This is a genomic window from Pseudomonas sp. CDFA 610, from assembly GCF_021147865.1.
GTDB classification, from domain to species: Bacteria; Pseudomonadota; Gammaproteobacteria; order Pseudomonadales; family Pseudomonadaceae; genus Aquipseudomonas; species Aquipseudomonas alliivorans.
This window is the reverse complement of sequence record NZ_JAGTPM010000006.1, coordinates 98,394-118,586: the sequence shown is the minus strand read 5'-3', so window position 1 is coordinate 118,586 and position 20,193 is coordinate 98,394. Positions and strand designations below refer to the sequence as shown.

The 20,193-nt window shown below is 57.0% G+C and carries 15 protein-coding genes; 9 read left to right on the top strand and 6 right to left on the bottom strand.

Annotated elements, in window-relative coordinates; genetic code table 11:
- Positions 1-35: 35 nt before the first annotated feature.
- Positions 36-1,814 (bottom strand): ABC transporter transmembrane domain-containing protein, encoded by a 1,779-nt coding sequence (locus KDX39_RS12740; protein ID WP_231660607.1) that lies wholly within the window; start codon positions 1,812-1,814, stop codon positions 36-38.
- A gap of 294 nt (positions 1,815-2,108) precedes the next feature.
- On the opposite strand from KDX39_RS12740, the gene KDX39_RS12735 reads away from it, so the two are divergent.
- Positions 2,109-2,288 (top strand): PA1571 family protein, encoded by a 180-nt coding sequence (locus tag KDX39_RS12735; RefSeq protein ID WP_029242830.1) that lies wholly within the window; start codon positions 2,109-2,111, stop codon positions 2,286-2,288.
- Between the two features lie 78 nt (positions 2,289-2,366).
- Here KDX39_RS12735 and pdxB read toward each other — a convergent pair whose 3' ends face one another.
- The 3 genes from pdxB to rlmM all read right to left on the bottom strand — a co-directional run bounded on the left by pdxB (position 2,367) and on the right by rlmM (position 4,979).
- On the bottom strand, positions 2,367-3,521 hold the full coding sequence (gene pdxB / locus KDX39_RS12730; RefSeq protein WP_231660606.1) for a 4-phosphoerythronate dehydrogenase PdxB: 1,155 nt from the start codon (positions 3,519-3,521) through the stop codon (positions 2,367-2,369).
- A 70-nt stretch (positions 3,522-3,591) separates the two neighbouring features.
- Entirely contained in the window at positions 3,592-3,846 is a 255-nt protein-coding gene (gene tusA / locus KDX39_RS12725; RefSeq protein WP_231660605.1) for a sulfurtransferase TusA, read from the bottom strand.
- A gap of 50 nt (positions 3,847-3,896) precedes the next feature.
- Complete coding sequence (gene rlmM, locus KDX39_RS12720) at positions 3,897-4,979, bottom strand: 23S rRNA (cytidine(2498)-2'-O)-methyltransferase RlmM (protein WP_210042911.1); 1,083 nt, start codon at positions 4,977-4,979, stop codon at positions 3,897-3,899.
- Between the two features lie 188 nt (positions 4,980-5,167).
- On the opposite strand from rlmM, the gene acnA reads away from it, so the two are divergent.
- The 5 genes from acnA (at position 5,168) to KDX39_RS12695 (ending at position 12,400) form a co-directional block, all read left to right on the top strand.
- Entirely contained in the window at positions 5,168-7,912 is a 2,745-nt protein-coding gene (gene acnA / locus KDX39_RS12715; RefSeq protein ID WP_231660604.1) for an aconitate hydratase AcnA, read from the top strand.
- 113 nt (positions 7,913-8,025) lie between these two features.
- Positions 8,026-8,817, top strand: a complete 792-nt coding sequence (locus KDX39_RS12710; protein WP_231660603.1) for a CPBP family intramembrane glutamic endopeptidase — start codon at positions 8,026-8,028, stop codon at positions 8,815-8,817.
- A 96-nt stretch (positions 8,818-8,913) separates the two neighbouring features.
- A complete protein-coding gene (locus tag KDX39_RS12705) occupies positions 8,914-10,479 on the top strand; it encodes a methyl-accepting chemotaxis protein (RefSeq protein ID WP_231660602.1) in 1,566 nt (521 codons plus the stop codon).
- Positions 10,480-10,786: 307 nt separating this feature from the next.
- Positions 10,787-11,449, top strand: a complete 663-nt coding sequence (locus tag KDX39_RS12700) for a hypothetical protein (protein WP_231660601.1) — start codon at positions 10,787-10,789, stop codon at positions 11,447-11,449.
- A gap of 423 nt (positions 11,450-11,872) precedes the next feature.
- Positions 11,873-12,400: a hypothetical protein gene (locus tag KDX39_RS12695; RefSeq protein WP_231660600.1), complete on the top strand. Its 528-nt coding sequence runs from the start codon at positions 11,873-11,875 to the stop codon at positions 12,398-12,400.
- Between the two features lie 67 nt (positions 12,401-12,467).
- Here the strand turns inward: KDX39_RS12695 and KDX39_RS12690 are convergent, their stop codons facing one another.
- Positions 12,468-14,753, bottom strand: a complete 2,286-nt coding sequence (locus KDX39_RS12690) for an autotransporter family protein (protein ID WP_442964537.1) — start codon at positions 14,751-14,753, stop codon at positions 12,468-12,470.
- Between the two features lie 314 nt (positions 14,754-15,067).
- On the opposite strand from KDX39_RS12690, the gene KDX39_RS12685 reads away from it, so the two are divergent.
- The 3 genes from KDX39_RS12685 (at position 15,068) to KDX39_RS12675 (ending at position 19,475) form a co-directional block, all read left to right on the top strand.
- Positions 15,068-16,948 (top strand): hypothetical protein, encoded by a 1,881-nt coding sequence (locus KDX39_RS12685; RefSeq protein ID WP_231660599.1) that lies wholly within the window; start codon positions 15,068-15,070, stop codon positions 16,946-16,948.
- A gap of 47 nt (positions 16,949-16,995) precedes the next feature.
- Entirely contained in the window at positions 16,996-18,903 is a 1,908-nt protein-coding gene (locus KDX39_RS12680) for an Ig-like domain-containing protein (protein ID WP_231660598.1), read from the top strand.
- A gap of 113 nt (positions 18,904-19,016) precedes the next feature.
- Positions 19,017-19,475: a hypothetical protein gene (locus tag KDX39_RS12675; protein ID WP_231660597.1), complete on the top strand. Its 459-nt coding sequence runs from the start codon at positions 19,017-19,019 to the stop codon at positions 19,473-19,475.
- A gap of 1 nt (position 19,476) precedes the next feature.
- Here KDX39_RS12675 and KDX39_RS12670 read toward each other — a convergent pair whose 3' ends face one another.
- Positions 19,477-20,157, bottom strand: coding sequence for an alpha/beta family hydrolase (locus KDX39_RS12670; protein ID WP_231660596.1), 681 nt, complete (start codon positions 20,155-20,157; stop codon positions 19,477-19,479).
- Positions 20,158-20,193 lie beyond the last annotated feature (36 nt).

Genomic DNA, 20,193 nt, shown 5'->3' with positions numbered 1-20,193 from the left:
TTACGTGGGAGGGCCTGTCCTCCCACGGCTTCTCCCTACCCCGCTTCATCCATCCCGACGTTGAACTGCAACGCCGCCAGCCTCGCGTACAACGGATTATTGGCGATCAGTTGTTTGTGTGTACCGACTGCCACCAGCCGCCCCTTGTCCATCACCGCGATACGGTCGGCATTCTGGACAGTGGCCAGCCTGTGGGCGATCACCAGCGTCGTACGCCCTTTCATAAGGCTCGGCAACGCCTGCTGGATGAGGTGTTCGCTTTGCGCGTCCAGTGCGCTGGTCGCTTCATCCAGCAACAGAATTGGCGCATCGACCAGCAGCGCTCTGGCAATGGCCAGACGTTGACGCTGTCCGCCTGACAGCCCCATCCCGCTATCCCCCAAGTGAGTCTGGTAACCGTCAGCCATGTCGAGGATGAACTCATGGGCATGAGCGATGCGTGCGGCGGCCTCGACCTGTTCGGACGTAGCTGCAGCATTGCCGTAGCGGATATTGTCTTCGACGCTGCCGAAAAACAGTGCGGGCGACTGTGAGACAAACGCGAAACAGCGGCGCAGGTCCAGAGGATCGACCTCGGTAACCGGCACACCCTCCAGCAGGACACGTCCATGCTGAGGATCATAGAAGCGCAGCAACAGGTCAAAGAGCGTTGATTTCCCCGCCCCTGACGGCCCGACGATAGCCAGGGTCTCACCCGCCTGGATAGCCAGGGTCAGGTGGTCGATCGCATTGCGTTCCGGACGTGACGGGTAGGCAAAGCAGACGTCTTCAAGCGCCAGTCGCCCGGTAACGCGTGCAGGCAGGCGTTGCAGATCAATGGTCGGCGCCGCTATCTCGCTACGAGCCTGGAGCAGTTCGCCGATCCGCTCGGCAGCACCCGCTGCCCGCTGCAGCTCACCGATCACCTCACTCAAGGTACCGATGGCCATGCCGACCACCAGCGCATAGAACACGAATGCTGCCAGTTCGCCGCTGGAAATACGGCCACTGATCACGTCCATCCCGCCGACCCAGAGCATCACTGCGACGGCGCCCAGCACCAGCACGATCACCACCGTGACCAGCCAGGAACGCTGCAGGATCCGCTTGCGGGCGGTGTCGAAAGCCTGTTCGGCCGTCATTGAAAAGCGCTGTTTGTCCTGTTGCTGGTGGTTGTAGGCCTGGACGGTCTTGATCTGCCCCAGCGCTTCGGCCACATAGCTGCCGACATCGGCCACCCGGTCCTGGCTTTCGCGAGACAAACTGCGCACGCGCCTGCCGAACATCAGAATCGGCGCGATGATCAATGGCAATGCGACCACCACGATGCTGGTCAGCTTGGGGTTGGTCACGAACAGCAATATGACGCCGCCCACCACCATCAAGGCATTGCGCAAAAACATCGACAATGAAGAGCCGATGACCGATTGCAGCAAGGTGGTGTCGGCCGTCAGTCGCGACTGAATCTCGGAACTGCGATTGTTCTCGTAAAAGCCGGGATGCAATTCGATCAGATGATCGAATACGCTCTTGCGCAGGTCTGCAACGACTCGCTCGCCAATCCATGACACCAGATAGAAACGCGTGAACGTACCGACGGCCAGACCGACCGTCAGCAGCATGAACAGGCCAATGGAGCGTTCGAGCAATTCGGGCGAGCGGGTCATGAATCCTTGATCGACCATCAGCTTGATACCTTGCCCCATGGACAACGTGATGCCTGCCGTGACAACCAGCGCAAGCAAGGCACCCAGCGCCTGCCATCGATAAGGTGCGATAAAGCCCACAGCCAGACGAATGGCCTGACGCTGACGACGGGGACCCACTGAAATCATGAAAAACCAACCTGTCTGTACGTCTGGATTGACTGATCCGTCAGCCTACACCTCTCAGGCGACGAAAACGCTCAAGGATGTCGGCGAAATTCTCTGAACTAGATCAGCGTCTGAAGGGTCATGTGGTATGACAGCTTTACGACATCTCTATAAGGGATTGATATAAGCAACGGCTGGCAGATGTATTCTATTTCTGCTGGACTGCAGACACGCTTGAACGACCCAACAGTGTCATCGGGCGGTCATCAAGCGTCGATAATTTCAAAGCGCAACCCTGATGAGAGGAGAAAAACCATGAGCCTGCAAGAACGCAGCAACAGCGAAGTCACCATCGTTCGAGCAACCCCTGACCTGCCTGTCGGCGGCGCGATTCTCGACCAGGATGGGCGCGAAGTTGTGATCACCGAGGAAATGGTTCAGGCCGCCTGCCAGGCGTGTGACAAGCTTTGGGTCACCCCTGAAGAACAAAACTGAGCAACACCGAATGCCTTGAAACCCGACTCGACAGTCGGGTTTTTTCTTTCTGTCATCCATCAACGGACGCGGTACCGCTCAACTGGCTGCCGGGATGACCACTGCGCCAAGCGCGCTGACAAGCTTCGTCAGAGTCTCCGAGCCGCCTACCAGACCGACCCTGAGCCCTTCGATCTCCCGACGCGGCGGATAGTGCTTGCGCAGCGCGTCGAAGGCCAGACGTTGACTGGCGGTATCACCCACCAGACTGCGCCTGAAATCGGCATCATCCCGGCGTGGGTCGTAAACGCCCCGGCACAGCATGTTCAAGGCCCAGACCGGGTCGGTTCTCTCATCCAGCGTCACTTGGGCAAGCCAGGGGCTGGGCAACAAGTCTTCAAGCAGAATGGAGGCGGGCTGTCCGAGAAAGGCACACAGCGCCTGATAAATCTGCGCAGTCCCGCGCTGTCGGCCGTCGAGACTGTAACCGGCGATGTGTGGCGTGGCGATAACGCACAGATCAGCCAGCGGCACGTTGACCTGCGGTTCGCCCTCCCAGACGTCGAGCACGGCCTGCAGATCTTCGCGATCAAGAAGCACGTCGTGCAGTGCGACGTTATCGACCACGGCCCCACGACTGGCGTTGATCAGCCAGGCACCCTGCCTGAGCAGGCGCAGGCGCGATTCGTCGAACAGGTGCCAGGTCGGCAAATTGACGTTTCTGGTGAGGGGCGTATGCAGGCTGATCACATCGCAGCGCTCGATAATCTCATCAAGCGTGACGAAATCACTCGATTCAGCCGCCTGACGCGGAGGGTCGCAGACCAGCACGTTCCAGCCGAGCCCTTTCAATACGTTGACCAGTCGCCCGCCCACCTGCCCGGCGCCAACGATGCCATAAGTGCGCCGCGCGAGGTCGACACCTTCGATTTCCGCCAGCGTAAGCAGGCTGCCCAGCACATAGTCCACCACCCCTCGGGCATTGCAGCCCGGCGCACTGGACCACTGGATTCCGGCTTCCAGAAAATAGGCCAGATCCAGATGATCGGTGCCAATGGTGCAGGTTCCAACGAAACGTACCGCACTGCCTTCCAGCAACTCGCGGGTCACCGGCGTCACGGAACGCACCAGCAGGATATCGGCGTCGGCAACGGCGGCACGGTCAATGGAGCGGCCCGGCAGACGACGGATATCGCCAAAGTGAGCAAAGAAGGCGTCGAGCAGGGGAATGTTTTCATCAGCGACAATGCGCATGGAGGTCTCTCTGAGGTCGGGCATTGGCCCTTGCTCGGTGCGAGCAAGGGTGAGAGGCAGCGACAGCTGATCAGTCCAGCTTCTTGCGAATCCAGTACAGGAAGGTCCCGTCACCGGCCTGTTGTTCGATCAGCTCATGACCGAGGAAAACACAGAACTTGGGGATGTCACGGGTGGTCGACGGGTCGGTCGCAATCACCTTGAGCAGCCCGCCAGCCGGCAGGTCGCGCACCTTCTGATGCAGCATCATGACCGGCTCAGGGCAGAACAGTCCGCTGGCATCCAGCACGGCGTCAACGGTGAGGCTTTCGAGGGATTCAGGCATGGGGGGCTCCAGAAACGGGTGGTCATTGTTACCTAATTCGCACAACCACGTCAGCCCTTGCGCGGACGCGCTGTCTTGGCGACGTCCAGTCTGCGCAAATGGCAGGTCACTTCTTCACGGTCGTGATAAAGCTGTTTGCAGCCGATCGATACACGAACGCCCCGCTCCTTGAACCCTTCTTCGATCCGGTCGAGCAAACGGCGCACTTCAGCGTAGCGCTGTTTCATCGGCAACTTGAGGTTGACCACGGCCTCGCGGCACAGGCCTTCGCCCAGCCAGGTTTCCAGGAGTGCAGCATTACGGGCAGGCTTTTCAACGATATCGCACACCATCCAGTCAACCGGCTGGCGTGGCTTGTAGGTGAAGCCGTCGGCCATCAGGTGTTGCACAAGCCCGGTGTCCATCAGGCTCTCCGCCATCGGCCCGTTGTCGATGGCGGTCACCAGCATGCCGCGGCGCACCAGTTGATACGTCCAGCCGCCGGGCGCAGCGCCCAGATCCACACCCGTCATGTCGCCGGACAAACGCTCGTCCCACTGATCTCGGGGAATGAAGTGATGCCAGGCTTCTTCCAGCTTCAAGGTCGAGCGGCTGGGCGCCTCGCGAGGAAACTTCAAGCGCGGAATGCCCATCGGCCACATTGCCGAATTGCCCGCGTCGGCCAGCCCCAGAAACACCTCGCGACCACTCTTGAAGGTCAACAGCAGACGCGGCTTGTGCGGATCGTCGATCAGCTTGCCGGCCTGGGACAGAGCCTTGCGCAGCGGCGCTTCGAACTTCTTGCAGAAATTCGACAGCTCCTTGCCGTCGTTGGTGTCCACGACCTCCAGCCACAGGCTGCCGCAGACCGGGAAATCGGCCATCTGACCGAGGATCACGCTGATACGGTCGGTTTCCGGCAAATCCAGAAAGACGCCGCGTGCCCACTGCCGAGGAAAAATCAGCTGATCGAAGCGCTGGCCATTCATCAGCCGTTCGGCACCATCAGGCTCGCTGCAGATGAACTCCGCACAGGCGGTGTTGGGGCGCGCCTTGGCGTAACCGGCCACTTCCAGGCGCGCAGCATGGTCGGCGATCTCCGAGCAAACCTCGCTTTCGAAACCGGGCCGGCAATGCATAAACAGCGTATTCATGGTGACTCCTGGGACAACGACACGCGGGCGTAACCCGGCGGACTTGAAAGCCGCGCATGATAACGGAATCAGGAACCACTGGCGCGGCCCGGCAGTCCACTAAGCTTGAAGCCACACGCGGCGTCCACGACCTGATACATCCGGACCCGCGATTCGTTGCTCACAGATTATTCTACAAGGAGCCGTTCATGCCCTCCCTCGATAGCCTGAAAAGCCTGAAAACGCTCGACATCGATAACAAGACCTACCACTACTTCAGCCTGCCGGACGCTGCCCGCTCGTTGGGCGATCTGGACAGGCTGCCGATGTCCCTCAAGGTGCTGCTGGAAAACCTGCTGCGCTGGGAAGACGACAAGACGGTCACCGGCGATGACCTCAAGGCCATCGCCAACTGGTTGAAAGACCGGCGTTCGGACCGTGAGATTCAATATCGGCCAGCCCGCGTTCTGATGCAGGACTTCACGGGCGTACCTGCGGTGGTCGATCTGGCCGCCATGCGCGCCGCCGTGGCCAAGGCCGGCGGCGATCCGCAGCGTATCAACCCGTTGTCGCCGGTGGACCTGGTGATCGACCACTCGGTAATGGTCGACAAGTTCGGCGATTCGCAGGCCTTCGAGCAGAACGTCGATATCGAGATGCAGCGCAACGGGGAGCGTTACGCGTTCCTGCGCTGGGGCCAGAGCGCTTTCGACAACTTCAGCGTGGTGCCGCCGGGTACAGGGATCTGCCACCAGGTGAATCTGGAATACCTGGGCCGTACGGTCTGGACCAAAGAGGAAGACGGTCGCACTTATGCGTTCCCGGACACCCTGGTCGGCACCGACTCGCACACCACCATGATCAACGGTCTGGGCGTGCTGGGCTGGGGCGTGGGCGGGATCGAAGCCGAGGCTGCCATGCTCGGCCAGCCGGTGTCGATGCTGATCCCTGAAGTAATCGGCTTCAAGCTGACCGGCAAACTGAAAGAAGGCATCACAGCCACCGACCTGGTGCTGACTGTGACCCAGATGCTGCGCAAGAAAGGCGTGGTGGGTAAGTTCGTCGAGTTCTTTGGCGACGGCTTGGCCGATCTGCCCTTGGCCGACCGCGCCACCATCGCCAACATGGCACCCGAATATGGCGCCACTTGCGGCTTCTTTCCGGTCGATGACGTGACGCTGGATTATCTGCGCCTGTCCGGTCGTCCGGATGACACCGTGAAACTGGTAGAGGCCTATAGCAAGGCCCAAGGCCTGTGGCGTCTGCCAGGTCAGGAGCCGGTATTCACCGACAGCCTGGAGCTGGACATGAGTACCGTAGAAGCCAGCCTGGCGGGGCCAAAGCGCCCGCAAGACCGGGTTGCGCTGCCCCATGTCGCTCAGGCATTCAGTGATTTCCTCGGTTTGCAGGTCAAACCCGCCAAGGTCGAGGAAGGTCGACTCGAAAGCGAAGGCGGAGGCGGCGTTGCCGTGGGCAACGAAGCGCAGGTCAGCGGCGAAATTTCTTACGAGCACAATGGTGAAACCCATCGCCTGAAGGATGGCGCAGTGGTTATCGCCGCCATCACGTCATGCACCAACACCTCCAACCCGAGCGTGATGATGGCGGCCGGGCTGGTTGCGAAGAAGGCCGTTGAAAAAGGCCTGCAGCGCAAGCCGTGGGTGAAAAGCTCGCTGGCCCCAGGCTCAAAAGTTGTCACTGACTATTACAAGGCTGCTGGTCTGACCGAGTACCTGGATGCCTTGGGTTTCGATCTGGTGGGCTACGGCTGCACGACCTGCATCGGTAACTCAGGCCCCCTGTTGGAGCCGATTGAAAAAGCCATTCAACAGTCCGACCTCACTGTGGCGTCAGTGCTGTCGGGCAACCGCAACTTTGAAGGGCGTGTTCATCCATTGGTAAAGACCAACTGGCTCGCCTCCCCGCCGCTGGTTGTGGCCTACGCGCTGGCAGGTTCGGTGCGCATCGATATCAGCAGCGAGCCGCTGGGCGAAGGCTCGGATGGTCAGCCGGTTTATCTGCGTGACATCTGGCCGACCCAGAAAGAGATCGCTGAAGCCGTGGAAAGCGTCAACACCAGCATGTTCCATAAGGAATACGCCGAAGTGTTTGCCGGTGACGAGCAATGGCAGTCCATTGAAGTGCCGCAAGCAGCTACCTATGTGTGGCAGGACGATTCGACCTACATCCAGCATCCGCCATTCTTCGAAGACATCGGCGGACCTCTGCCCGTTATCAAGGATGTCGAGAATGCCCGCGTTCTGGCGCTGCTGGGCGACTCGGTGACCACCGACCACATTTCCCCCGCCGGTAACATCAAGGCCGACAGCCCGGCCGGTCGCTACCTGAAGGAGAAAGGCGTGGACTATCAGGACTTCAACTCCTATGGCTCGCGACGCGGCAACCATGAAGTGATGATGCGCGGCACCTTCGCCAATATCCGTATCCGCAACGAAATGCTTGGCGGCGAAGAAGGCGGCAATACGGTGCACGTTCCTTCCGGCGAGAAGCTGGCGATCTACGATGCGGCCATGCGTTATCAGCAGGACAGCACGCCGTTGGTGATCATTGCCGGGCAGGAATACGGCACCGGCTCGAGCCGCGACTGGGCAGCCAAAGGGACCAACCTGCTGGGCGTAAAAGCAGTGATTGCGGAGAGCTTCGAGCGTATTCACCGTTCAAACCTCGTCGGTATGGGCGTGCTGCCGCTGCAGTTCAAGAACGGGCAGACCCGCAAGAGCCTGAACCTGAGCGGAAAGGAAATGCTGAGCATCACAGGACTGACCGATGCCGACATTCGTCCGGGCATGGGCCTGCAATTGCACATCACCCGCGAGGATGGCAGTCAAGAGACGGTCGACGTGCTATGCCGTATCGACACGCTTAATGAAGTCGAGTACTTCAAATCCGGCGGCATCCTGCATTACGTGCTGCGGCAGTTGATCGCGTCCTGATCACCGCGCAGGCACCTGGGACTTCCCAGGTGCCTGCGGACTTTGTCATAGGCACTCCCTTACCTTGAGAACGCAGTAGAATCCCCCCGATTCCACTCCTCAGGGTTCTTTCCATGGCCCCACGGCACTGGCTGGTTTTAAGTCTTCTGAGCATCGGCTACGGCCTGGCGCTTTCATATGGCAGTGTCACCCTTACGGCGGCACCGGCCTTCAGCTTGCTGATCATCGCTGGCGTGTGCGTCCAGCGCGCTCGTCCTCGCTACGTTCGCGTGATGGGTCATGGGGCGTTCATCCTGACGGGCCTGGCGCTGGCTGTAAGTCTGATGCCTGGTTTCAACAACGCGATCGTCATCGATGCCATACGGTTTACGCCCGACGCAGCGCCTTTCACGATGGACCTGAACCTGGACAAGCCTCTGATCGGCTTCTGGCTGCTGCTGGCCTGCCCCTGGATTCTGGTCAGCACAGGCATTGCCCATTCACTTAAAGTCGGCGTTCTCGCTCTCGTGGTCACGTCGGCCTTCTGCATGACGGCAGCCGTTCTGATGGGCATCACGGGCTGGACACCAAAGTGGCCTGCGCAGAGCACGATCTGGTGGGTGAATAACCTGCTCCTGGTGACCCTGACCGAAGAACTGTTCTTCCGCGCCTATCTTCAAGGCGGTCTGCAACGATGGTTCGGTTCCGCAAGGTTCGCGACCCCTCTGGCGATTGCCATCACGGCCTGCCTTTTCGGGCTTTGCCATTTGGGTGCTGGATGGGAGTGGGTTCTGCTCGCAGGTATGGCAGGTATCGGTTACGGCGTGGCCTTGCGCTTCGGTGGTTTTTCGGCTGCGGTCATCAGCCACTTCGGGCTGAATCTGGTGCATTTCGGGTTGTTTACCTACCCCATGCTGGACCGATAGCGGCTCAATCAATCAGACGCTGTCGAGACTATTCAATTTTCGGGGTCACCGGCCGATAACACGCAAAAGTCTTATTGATCGAAGGACCGAAATCCAATGCGCGATAACCAGCCCATCACTCAACGTGAGCGGACTTTTCCTGCCGAACAACGCTTGATTTCCACCACCGATACCCGCGGCACGATTACGTACTGCAACGACGCCTTCGTGGACATCAGCGGGTACAGCCATGAAGAACTCGTCGGCGCGCCTCACAACACGGTGCGCCACCCGGACGTGCCGCCTGCCGTTTTCGAGCACATGTGGACGACGCTCAAGTCCGGTCAGCCCTGGATGGGCATCGTCAAGAACCGCTGCAAGAATGGCGATCATTACTGGGTCAATGCCTATGTGACGCCGATGCTGGAAAACCGCCAGGTCGTGGGTTTCGAATCGGTGCGCATCAAGCCGACCGCCGAGCAGATCCGTCGTGCCGAAGGGCTTTATGCACGCCTGAACCAAGGCAAGAGCGCAGTGCCTGGCCGTGATAAGTGGCTGCCGGTGCTGCAGGACTGGTTGCCGTTCATTCTCGTCAGCCAACTCGGTTTCCTGATCGGCGTATGGCTGAACTCGTCATGGGGCTTTGCCCTGGCCGCCGCGCTCTCGGTGCCGCTGGGCCTGATGGGCCTGTCGTGGCAACAACGCGGCACCAAGCGCCTGCTGCGCCTGGCCGAACAGACCACGTCCGACCCGCTGATTGCGCAGATGTACACCGACAGTCGCGGCCCGCAGGCGCGTCTGGAAATGTCGATCCTCAGTCAGGAGGCGCGCATGAAAACCTGCCTGACGCGCCTGCAGGACACCGCTGAACACCTTAACCAGCAGGCACGCCAATCCAACTCGCTGGCCAACGCCAGCTCGACCGGGCTGGAGCGTCAGCGCGTGGAAACCGAACAGGTTGCCGCTGCGATCAATCAGATGGCGGCTACCACGCAAGAAGTCGCCAGCCATGTCAATCGCGCTGCCGAGGCCACGCAACAGGCCAACGAACTGACCCGTCGCGGCCGCGACATCGCTGGCGAGACCCGCGAAGCCATTCAGCGCCTGTCGACTTCGGTCGGCGAAACCGGCCTGACCGTGACGCAACTGGCCAAGGACAGCGATGAAATCGGCGGCGTGGTTGATGTGATCAAAGGCATCGCCGATCAAACCAACCTGCTGGCCCTCAACGCGGCCATCGAAGCCGCCCGCGCCGGAGAAATGGGCCGTGGGTTTGCCGTGGTCGCCGACGAAGTCCGCCAACTGGCGCAACGCACAGCCGAATCCACCGGACAGATCCATGGCCTGATCGCCAAACTGCAACAGACCGCGAACGACGCCGTGCAGACCATGAACATCGGGCATCGCCAGGCCGAAGAAGGCGTAGCCCGCGTACTGGAAGCCGATCAGGCGCTGGTAGGCATCAGCGAAGCGGTGGCCAACATTACCGACATGACCACCCAGATCGCCACGGCCACCGAAGAACAAAGCTCGGTGGCTGAAGAGATAAACCGCAATATCTCGACCATTGCAGGATTGGCCGACAAGACTTCCGATGAAGCGCATCGCTCTGCGGTATTGAGTGCGGAATTGACGGACACGGCCAATTCGCAATATTCGCTGGTGGAGCGGTTTAATCGGTAAGGGGATAATGTTTGGAAGAGCCTCGACAGACTTGTGTTTGTCGGGGCTTTTTTATGTCATCCAGCCAAACAAATTCATTTATAAAAATAGCCACTCCTACAACAGGGTCTGAGCATTGCGTAAGATTTTTCCTTAAGCATTAATATGAGTACAAAACTGCCAGCATGGATTTGACAAAGACATTCACATCCTATTAGTTAAAGCTCAAGCAATATCACTTTTATCCTTTAGCGATATAGCGCGTTGCTCAAGCAGAACTCAAAAACAAGCGTGCAGACGCACCTTGCTAACTAAATGAAGAAAGCCCATGAAAATCTTCAACAACATTGACTTGTCAGCTCCTGTCATTCCCGCAGCTGACGACGACGGCCTTATAAAGGCGGCGGATCTGGCAGCGAACATTGAGGTTCTGTTTACCGTTAAAGGTATGATTCAACAGGGCGATCTTATTGAATTGAAAATCAACGGTGCTGAAACAGTGTTTGAGCAGATCATTTCTGACCCAAACCCGCCAAGCGAACTGTCCTTCATCATGAATATACATCCACGTCACTTGGCGACCGACGGATCCTATACGGTCCATTACAGGTGGACTGGTTTTCCAAGCCTGGTGGCGCAGGACTCGCTCAAGACGACCATCCGAATCGACCGCACCGCCCCCGGCGCAACCCTCCTCGCCCCGATCATCTTCCCGCAGATCAACTTCGGCGACGTCCTGAAAGGCGCGATCCCCGGCTACGCTGACATGCAGCCCGGTGACCGTATCCAGACCCTGTGCAACGGCCTCGAAGGACCGGTTCACGTGGTCACGCCGCAAGACCTGACCGACCGGCCTGTGCAAATCGGTTTTGAGCGTGAATTTCTGAAGAATCTGGACAGCGAGCACATCACGTTCAGCTACCAGATTACTGATCGGGCGGGCAATGTTTCGATCATGGCGCAACTCGTCGAGCTCTCGATGCAGCGTTAATCCCCAAAATACATTCATTTGAATACATAAAACATCGCCACCCACGCGGACGCGTGAACGATTCCGTTGATAATGTCGCACGAAACATCCTACACAGAAGTGGGATAAGGATGATTGCAGGACGCTTTACTTATTTTCGGAAGTGACTGTAGTAAGCGTCCTACTCTACGTATGAAAAGTTGATGACATAGAAAGATCCGAACTCAGGTTTAGCCCTTTAAATACAGGCCAAGGAGCCAAAAATAAACATTTTAAACGGACACAAACTGTAACATCATAATCAGATACCTGTTGCACACTTCGCCAATGGCGAGTGACTTGATATTGACTGCAGATTGCCTTGTAATATTTGCCGCAACGACAAACCGCCGTTGCAAACACAACACTCTCATAACAACTATCGATATCAGGCAAGGGAACGCGATGAGCGAAGATGATTCGAAAACAACAACACCGGAAGAACAACAAAAGGAAGACGCAGCCGACTCAGTCAAAGAACCCGCTGCTGCCTATGCAGAAAACACGCCGTTGATTGCAGTCATTCCACCTTCTGATATTTCAGACACGTTGAAACCGCCTCAACTGCCACATGTCAACCCTGACGCCATCACTCAGGAACAGGTATTTGCGGGCATCGTTATTCACATCCCCGGATCCGTAAAACTATGCGAAGGCGATGTCATCTTCTTTTACTGGGGCAGGAATATATCTTCGACACAGGTCTATCACCGTGTCGGAGCAAACAGCATCGTGCGAGCGCTGTGCCTGTCCTACCACTTCATGGCCGAGCCGCAGTACGGGCTCGTCGATCTTTATTATGAAATCCATCGGGAGAACCAACTGATCGGCACCTCACCTGCTCTGAAGGTGACCGTCAACTACTCGCCTCCGCTGACGCCCAAACAACGACAACGAAAGCGCTGGATCAGCCGCCGTTTCCCCGATAACTGACTGAAAAGCCCCCGGTGAGCAATCACCGGGGGCCTTGGATGGGATGAAACCTGCTGCGCCCTAAGCGTTAAAACGCCAGGCGCACACCCACATTGGCTCCCCAGGGTTGTTCGACATGCCTGCCTTTCATGTAATCAAAGTCCGCATGCACCTGCAGGCGCTCGGACAGCGAAACCGACACACCGGCACCCAGTTCTGCCCGCGAGCCGAACAGGCTGTTGTCGAACTTCGCGTCATTGACACTCACATCGTTGCTGCGCGAGAACTCTTGCGCCAATGCAACGCGCACGTAAGGCTGCAGAACACCGCCGTCCTTGAGCGCGATGGAACGACCCGCGGAGGTGCCGACCTTGCCCAACAGCGAGTGCGTGCGGTCGTTCTTCGCCTTCAGACCGTTGTCCATACGGTAGTCCTTCCCTTCAACAACAACACTGGACAACTGAGCGAAGGGTTCCAGAAAGTAGTCGTCCGCCAGCTTGATGTGACGACCAAACTCTACCCAACCGCCCACTGCGGTGTTGCTGTAGTCACCCTTGGCCTGGCTGGCATCGCTCATCGCCACCTTGGCCTTGTTGCGGAAGCGGTTGAGCTTGAGGACGCCATCCAGGTAGTAGCCATCGTCCGCCAGCCAGGTGCCGTAAGCGCCCGCATAGTAGCTGTCGATCTTGCCCGAAGTGCCATGGCTCAAATCAAGGTCCGACTTGCTGTAACCGCCCAGCACACCGAACAGCAACTGACCGTTGCTGACCTCGACCGGCGCATCCGCACCCAGCGAAAGTCCGCTGATCTGTTGGCGATAGTCCACGCCGTCACCGGTCGTGGCGTTGAGGCGACTGCCATAGGCGCGCATCCAGCTACCGCCCTGGCCCGTCCCGCGAATTTCTCCCATGCGCGTACGCAACGTCGAAAGCTCACTCATCCACACCGTTGGCGCAGCGTTGAACAGCGCCAATGCACTTTGAGTGGACGGACTGATCACCTTGTCCTCGCCCACGATGAACCAGTCGTTGCCTTGCTGCTTCAACTGATAGGAAAAAGCCCCCAGGTCCACTCGGCCGCCGAGCAGACTGAACTGCGCGTCGCCGCCTTCGGTGTGGACCACTTTCAGGGGCTCCATGTCGGAAGAAACGACTTCCAATCCGGTATTACGCACCCGCAACCCAAACTGCCCGCTCGCCTGACCGTTGACATCAATCAGGTCGCCAGCGCCGTTGTCCAGATCCACCCGCATCCCGAAACTGCCCTGCCCCGACAGCTCATTCAGCGACAAGGTATGAAATCCCTCTTCTGCAAAACTCACGCTACCGCCGTCCATGGACAGCGACCTCATAGCGTTATCCCCCACCATCTGCCAGTTGCCACCGGACTTCACGGCCAAGGTGTTGCCGTTGATGATCTCGCCAGTGAAGCTGGCATGGTTTTGCAGGGTGATGTTCAAGGTGCTGGTGTCATCAGAAACCAGATTTCCTCCAAGCGTACTGTTATCCACCTTGAAATCGACGATGCTGCTTTCAGCAACCTCAAGCAGATTGCCATTACCGGAAAGCAACTCGGATCCGTTCTGTACCGTAATATCTGCGCGAACATCGAGCAAGTCACGATGATATACCCTTATGGATGCACCACCTATACCTTCAATGATCGAGTTATCGATAGTTATGACAGATTCCTTTTCAATCAGTCGACCAGACGCCGGATCTATAATCCTGATACCACTCTCATCACCCGAAATATAGCTACCTTCAGCGATGACCATATTCGAGCCAGAAGCGTTGACACCGTAACCCGGGCTGCCCAATGGGCTCCAAGCATGACCATATACTTTAGTCGCTCTGAGATCGATATCACTAAAGACTCCAGCGCTTATTCCGACGCCTGCTCCAGTCACGGTGCTGGAACGGACTTTCAATGTGGAACCCGAAGAGGGAATACCAGAACTGCCGACACGAATAGCTGTTTGAGAAACCCCCTTTACCGTAGCGCCGTTGATATCTGCAAAACTGCCATCCAACAGTATACCTTTCTCTACATAACCCGAATCCATAAACAGCCTAGAGTCACTGAATGTGGCTCCTATTATCCTGGCGTTGTCGATGATATTGAGTTGACCTGAGCTGTTTACATTATAGTATTCGGGGATCGTAGTAGTTGAGTCCACCGTCAATGTCTCACCGTTAACGGGTACCGCCATAATCGTCTGCCCGTCAGGCAAGCGTAAAGGCTGCTTCAGCCCGCTGGGTTGAGTATTTGCCAAAACCTTGCTTGCCAACGAAGCGCCGATCAAAACAATCACGCAACGTGAAACAAGGTATCTTTTTTTTCCGCATATTTTTGCCGAATAATTCACCGCCATCTCCTCAATTGTCGAAGCCAGGAAAATTAGCGTGGTGAAGCTTTTTCTGCAGGCATCAGCGTCCGCAATGAATGTAGGACACTTCCGAAATTAATATAAATAAAATCCCACAACCAAATTATTTCAACGCATAAACAAGAAAAACTTCATAACCAGAAAAAAAAACCAAAACCATCCATTGACACAAAATTAAAAAACGTATTACGTCAAATCGTGACTTAGACAACTGGCAAACAAAACTGCCAATGGACGTCTCTCGCACAATCACTTGGAAAAGTTCAGAAACATCATAAAAAACCACTGGAAATTCATTTATGAAAACAGTATTAAAGAGTACCGTGCCAGCCCCCATCCATGTCCTGAAAAAATACGCCAAGGGACAACCATTGGAACTGGTTGCACCCGACATCGAAGTAGCCTTTCATGATCAGGACACGCCAGGCCTCATTCCCATCAGCGCGCTGGATGCTCCGCTGACTGTGACCCTCAAGGTCTGGCCAGGTGCAGTAAAGGGCTACGGCTATCAACTTCATTTCGACAGTGAGGATATCGGGCCTACTGAAGAGATTCTGGAAACTCATACGCCAGGCGACATCCTGACGCTCGAAATTCCTACAGACCTCATGACCGAAGGGTTTCACACGGTTCAGTATAAAGCTTTCAACCCTACGAACGAGGTGAAGGAATATTCGGATGTCTTCAGAATACAAATAGACAAGACCCCACCCGGCGCGCCTGAACTGGCAGCCATCCAGTTTCCGCCCGAAGTCCAGAATGGACTGACTGCGGCAGAGCTTGATCATTTGGGTGGCAAGCTTGACGTGCAAATCGCTGGTTATACCGGCATGCGGAAGCACGACCTTATTCAAACATGGTGGGGTGGCATTGAAGGCCCGAACGCTGTGGTTAGCGAAGACGACATGGGGCTGAACAAAGTCGTCATTACCTTCACGCGCGAATTTCTGGAGAGTGCAGGCGATCAGGAACAGTTGGTCAGTTATCAGGTTTTTGATCGGGCAGGGAACGCGTCGATTTTCTCAAATTCGGTGCCTGTCGTATTAAGGCTTCAGGACACGCCTTCAAACTTCCCTGCTCCCGTTATTGACCCGTCAGTTGGAGACCTGATCGATTACGTCGAAGCAAAAACAGGCGTTCTGGTTGATATCCCCCACTACCCTGGCGCAGCGGCACTTGATCATATCCAGCTCTTCTGGGGCGACGATAATCCTCTGTTGCCGGTTATCCTGCCCGGCGGCGACGAGAATGAAGACATCGTCGCAACAATCCGGGTGCCTTATGAAGCAATCATGAATCAACCGCAAGGCAGGGTAAGCGTTCATTACGAAGTGTCACGAAAAGAAGAGATCGCGGGTCTGTCCTTGTATACGGATATCGACGTTTTCGCTGCCTTGCCTTTCCCTGAACCATTGGACAGCCTGGTTATTCAGGGCACTAGCGTGGCAAATCCCAATAAGGACGATAACTTTATCGACGAGGATGACTATGAACTGAATGGTCGAGCTGTCGTAAAATGGAACACGGGCCTGACGATCAGTGACGACTTGAACCTTCATTGGGGTGAGCAAGTCAAGCTGCAGTGGTATCAAATAAAGGCGGGCGACGTATCCAACGCCAGAGACCTTATCATTCCCATCGATGGCGACATCATAAGGAATCAAGGAACAGGCCCGGCAATTCCGGTATATTTTACGGTGACGCGAGCTGGCAATCCCAACCCAGTCAAATCTCCAGCACAATCGGTAACTGTCAGATCCAAAGAGGACCAGCCGGGTGGTCCTGACGGTCTTGAAGGCCCCAAGTTCAATCTTACGTCAAATGGTGTTTTGGGCCCCAATGAAAATCCCGATGGAGCATTTGTAACTATCGAACCTTATGTGAACATCGCAGAAGGGCAACGCATCACGTTCACGTTCAAGGGCTTTGATACATCCAACAACCCGATCGACAGCGCAACGTATATCGCGACTCGGAAACTGGACGAAATCGACAGCGTGGACGGTTATCGCTTCAAAGTCCCTTTCATTAATACCCGAATAATTTGCACCGGCTTTGCGGAGGCCAGCTATACGGTCAACCCCGTAGAAGGCAGTAACCAGAGCCCGGCCAACTCGGTCACCACCCGGGTTATTGTCAACATGCTCAAACCGTCTGAAGTCACCTGCTACATCCGTTAACCGTGCGGGCCTCACGGCCCGCAACTTTAAACTAAAAGGACTTTTATATGACTGACAACCTCGCGCTCAACAGGGACACTCCTGCTCTGGAAGCGCCGAACATTCCTGTAGCTCTGGATAACGGCGTTATCCCAATTGCCTACCTGGATAAACCGCTTATCGTGGAGCTCAAAGTCTGGCCGGGCGCAATGCCTGGTTATACGTACCAGCTGTACTTTGACCAGACCCTTATCGGGCCCAGAAAAATCATTCTGGAGAGTCATAAACCGGACGACATCCTAACGCTTGAAATCCCTTCCGGTTTGCTTCTTGAAGGTCACCATGCTGTTGCCTACGAAATTGAAAACCCTGTCAACATGGTGACGGAACAATCTCTGGAAACCGGGATCACTATTGACCGCGTACGACCAGGCAGCCCTGTCCTCGCTCCCATCCTGTTTCCGAAGCAAGTCCAGGACGGCCTGACCTCAGACGAATTGAATGGTATGGGGGATGTCTTGTCAGGAACTGTTGCCAGCTACAAAGGCATGGAAGAAGGCGATGTCATTCGTACTTACTGGAACGACGTGCCAGGCCCAATGGCTGTAGTCACCAGAGATGACATGGGCTTGAAGCGGGTAATGGTCGACTTCGTCAGGCCCTTTCTGGAACTGATTGGCGACATCGAAGCCCCGGTCTATTACACGGTAACCGATGTGGCAGGTAACCTGTCCATGAACTCGGAACCCTTGGCGGTCAAACTGCAATTGTTTGCAGAGATTCCGTTGCCCACCCCCACCGTTAAACAAGCCACCGGTGACACCCTCGACCCTGCCAACGCCCCGAACGGCGCAACCGTCGTCATCGACGCCAGCGCGAGCTTCAAGGCTGGTGACCGCGTTACAGTGCAGTGGATGGGTCCGAAAGGCAGCGATACCAAGGAAAAGACCCTCATCGACAGCGAGGCCGGTCAGCCGCTGGAAACCGTGTTCGCCTCTGCGCTGGTGGTCGCCAACGCCGGACAGGTCGTGGACGTGTTTTACACCGTCAACCGCGCCAACGGCCTGGTGCAGACGTCCGCGGCACTGGCTTTGAGAGTTCTAGCCGGTCTGACGAAGCTACCGGCACCGCGCATGGATACGGTCGGTCACGATGGCGTGGTCAGGCCGTCGCTGATTCCCGAGTCCGGGGCGACGGTTCGGGTGAGTTACCCGGGCATGAGTGGCGAGGACAGTGTAGTACTCAACTGGCGCGGTTTTTCCAGTCATGACACGCCGGCGAAACCTGCGACAGGCAATGAACTGCAGTTCAACGTTCCCAAGGCATGGATCATCGCTTCACAAGGCGGCTCTGCGAGCGTCACATATACCGTGTCGCGCGACAGTGTTTCCAAAGGCTCGGCCCCACTGTGGCTCACGGTTGAAAAGGAGCTGGTATTCGATACCTCGCCCGTCACGCTGGGGAGCAAGGTTTACCTGATCCCGAGCGTGCCGGACCTGCTGCCTGCGCTTCCGGCTGGCACCAGCATCAGGCGACAGGCCTCGGGGGGACAGGCTCCTTACCGTTACACGTCGAGCAACCCGCTGGTGGCAAAAGTGGACGGCAATGGTCTGACCACCGTGCGTGGCAACGGTACGGCAACCATTTCGGTCACCGATGCGTCGGGGGCCAGCAAGAGTTACAAGGTGACCGTCACCAAAGTGATTCACTGTCTGGGGCTGGGCAGCGGCAGCCTGTCGCAGATGAGCAGCGCGGCTTCGGCCAAGGGCGGCCGAATTCCGTCGATCAACGAGTTGAAGGAAATCTACGCCACCTACGGCAACCGCTGGCCGCTGGGCAACGGCAAATACTGGTCGTCGACCGTCGCGGCGGTGAACCTGGTGGGCTGGAAGTGGTATTTCGTGAAAAATCTGGTCACAGGCGCAGACTTCAAATTGCTGCACCACAATGCCAGTCTTGGCGTCGCCATTCGCTAAGCGATTGCTGAAGCGTTAGCCAGGATCAACGAGGGCGTTACGTCATCAACGTAGCGCCCTCTTTTCATGTATGCACATCAGGCGTACAGCCATCCCGCTTCAAGAGCCCGACCATGCGCCCTACAGTCACGCCCACTCGCCGCTTCGTCCGCCCACCGTCCAGCGAAGGCACCTTCGACGCCCTTGTCAACCAGAAGCCTTTTGCCCTGACCTCGCTGCTGGGGCGTCTGACGCAGCGTCCGGAACTGTCCCACGCCCCCGATCACTGGATCTGGAAAGTGATTGCCGACGGCAAGGTCGGCAACAAGCGAACCAGCATCGGCCTGTTCTTCGATCATGACCTGCGGCCCGGAACTCATAACCTGATCGGTCACGACCGAATCAAGGTGATCTACAACGAAACACCCCACTGGCAGAGTGTGATCTATCACTCGGGGCATCTTCAGACCGGCGTACTGAAACTGATCGAAGCCAATCCCCGCACGATGCGTTTGAAAGGCGAATTCAGTTTCAGCATTTCGGCCGTGGCATTCGAGGTCACTGAAGGCGCTTTCGAAGTGCTCTGCAAATGACTCACTCGCGCAAAAATGCGGCAATTTGTTCTGCCGAATCCATCAGGCATTGATCATGAGTCAAGCCAGCCGCCTTCAATGGCTTGAGGTCGTGATTGGCCGTCGGCAGCCAGTGCAGGCGTATCGCACTGGACAGCGTGTACTGCTCCGCCGCCTCACGATTGCCCAGCGCATCGCGCTCGCCCTGCACGATCAGCGTTCGAGTACGAAGATCGGCCAGGTGCGCAGTCCGCGGCTTTTCCGGCTTGCCCACCGCATGGAAGGGGTAGCCCAGACACACCAGCGCATCGGCGCTCAATTCGTCGGCCATCAGGCTCGCCATTCTTCCTCCCATGGATTTGCCACCGATCGCCAACCGCCCCGTGACACAAGGTCGCATCTGTCCATAAACCTCACGCCAACAATCGAGCAACTGACCTTGCTGATTGGGCGGACGCTTGCTGCCGCCATGACGCCGCTGGGCCATATAGGGAAACTCGAAGCGCATGACGTCCACACCCTGCCTGCCAAGAAAGGCGGCAATGCTGTTCATGAAATCACTGTCCATCGGCGCACCCGCACCATGGGCCAGCAACAGCGTGACCGGATCCTGCCCGGCCTCGCGCTGACCCGCCGTCCATAGCCAGCCATTGTCCTGCGCCAGACGCGTGCACTGATATTCGGCGTGTGTCCCGGTACTCATGGGTACTTCTCTTCCATATAGGTGGCCGTCAAAAAA

Bases quoted from the DNA above. Each gene is read 5' to 3' on its own strand.
- KDX39_RS12740 (WP_231660607.1), bottom strand. From the start codon at position 1,814: ATGATTTCAGTGGGTCCCCGTCGTCAGCGTCAGGCCATTCGTCTGGCT.
- KDX39_RS12735 (WP_029242830.1), top strand. From the start codon at position 2,109: ATGAGCCTGCAAGAACGCAGCAACAGCGAAGTCACCATCGTTCGAGCA.
- pdxB (WP_231660606.1), bottom strand. From the start codon at position 3,521: ATGCGCATTGTCGCTGATGAAAACATTCCCCTGCTCGACGCCTTCTTT.
- tusA (WP_231660605.1), bottom strand. From the start codon at position 3,846: ATGCCTGAATCCCTCGAAAGCCTCACCGTTGACGCCGTGCTGGATGCC.
- rlmM (WP_210042911.1), bottom strand. From the start codon at position 4,979: ATGAATACGCTGTTTATGCATTGCCGGCCCGGTTTCGAAAGCGAGGTT.
- acnA (WP_231660604.1), top strand. From the start codon at position 5,168: ATGCCCTCCCTCGATAGCCTGAAAAGCCTGAAAACGCTCGACATCGAT.
- KDX39_RS12710 (WP_231660603.1), top strand. From the start codon at position 8,026: ATGGCCCCACGGCACTGGCTGGTTTTAAGTCTTCTGAGCATCGGCTAC.
- KDX39_RS12705 (WP_231660602.1), top strand. From the start codon at position 8,914: ATGCGCGATAACCAGCCCATCACTCAACGTGAGCGGACTTTTCCTGCC.
- KDX39_RS12700 (WP_231660601.1), top strand. From the start codon at position 10,787: ATGAAAATCTTCAACAACATTGACTTGTCAGCTCCTGTCATTCCCGCA.
- KDX39_RS12695 (WP_231660600.1), top strand. From the start codon at position 11,873: ATGAGCGAAGATGATTCGAAAACAACAACACCGGAAGAACAACAAAAG.
- KDX39_RS12690 (WP_442964537.1), bottom strand. From the start codon at position 14,753: ATGGCGGTGAATTATTCGGCAAAAATATGCGGAAAAAAAAGATACCTT.
- KDX39_RS12685 (WP_231660599.1), top strand. From the start codon at position 15,068: ATGAAAACAGTATTAAAGAGTACCGTGCCAGCCCCCATCCATGTCCTG.
- KDX39_RS12680 (WP_231660598.1), top strand. From the start codon at position 16,996: ATGACTGACAACCTCGCGCTCAACAGGGACACTCCTGCTCTGGAAGCG.
- KDX39_RS12675 (WP_231660597.1), top strand. From the start codon at position 19,017: ATGCGCCCTACAGTCACGCCCACTCGCCGCTTCGTCCGCCCACCGTCC.
- KDX39_RS12670 (WP_231660596.1), bottom strand. From the start codon at position 20,157: ATGAGTACCGGGACACACGCCGAATATCAGTGCACGCGTCTGGCGCAG.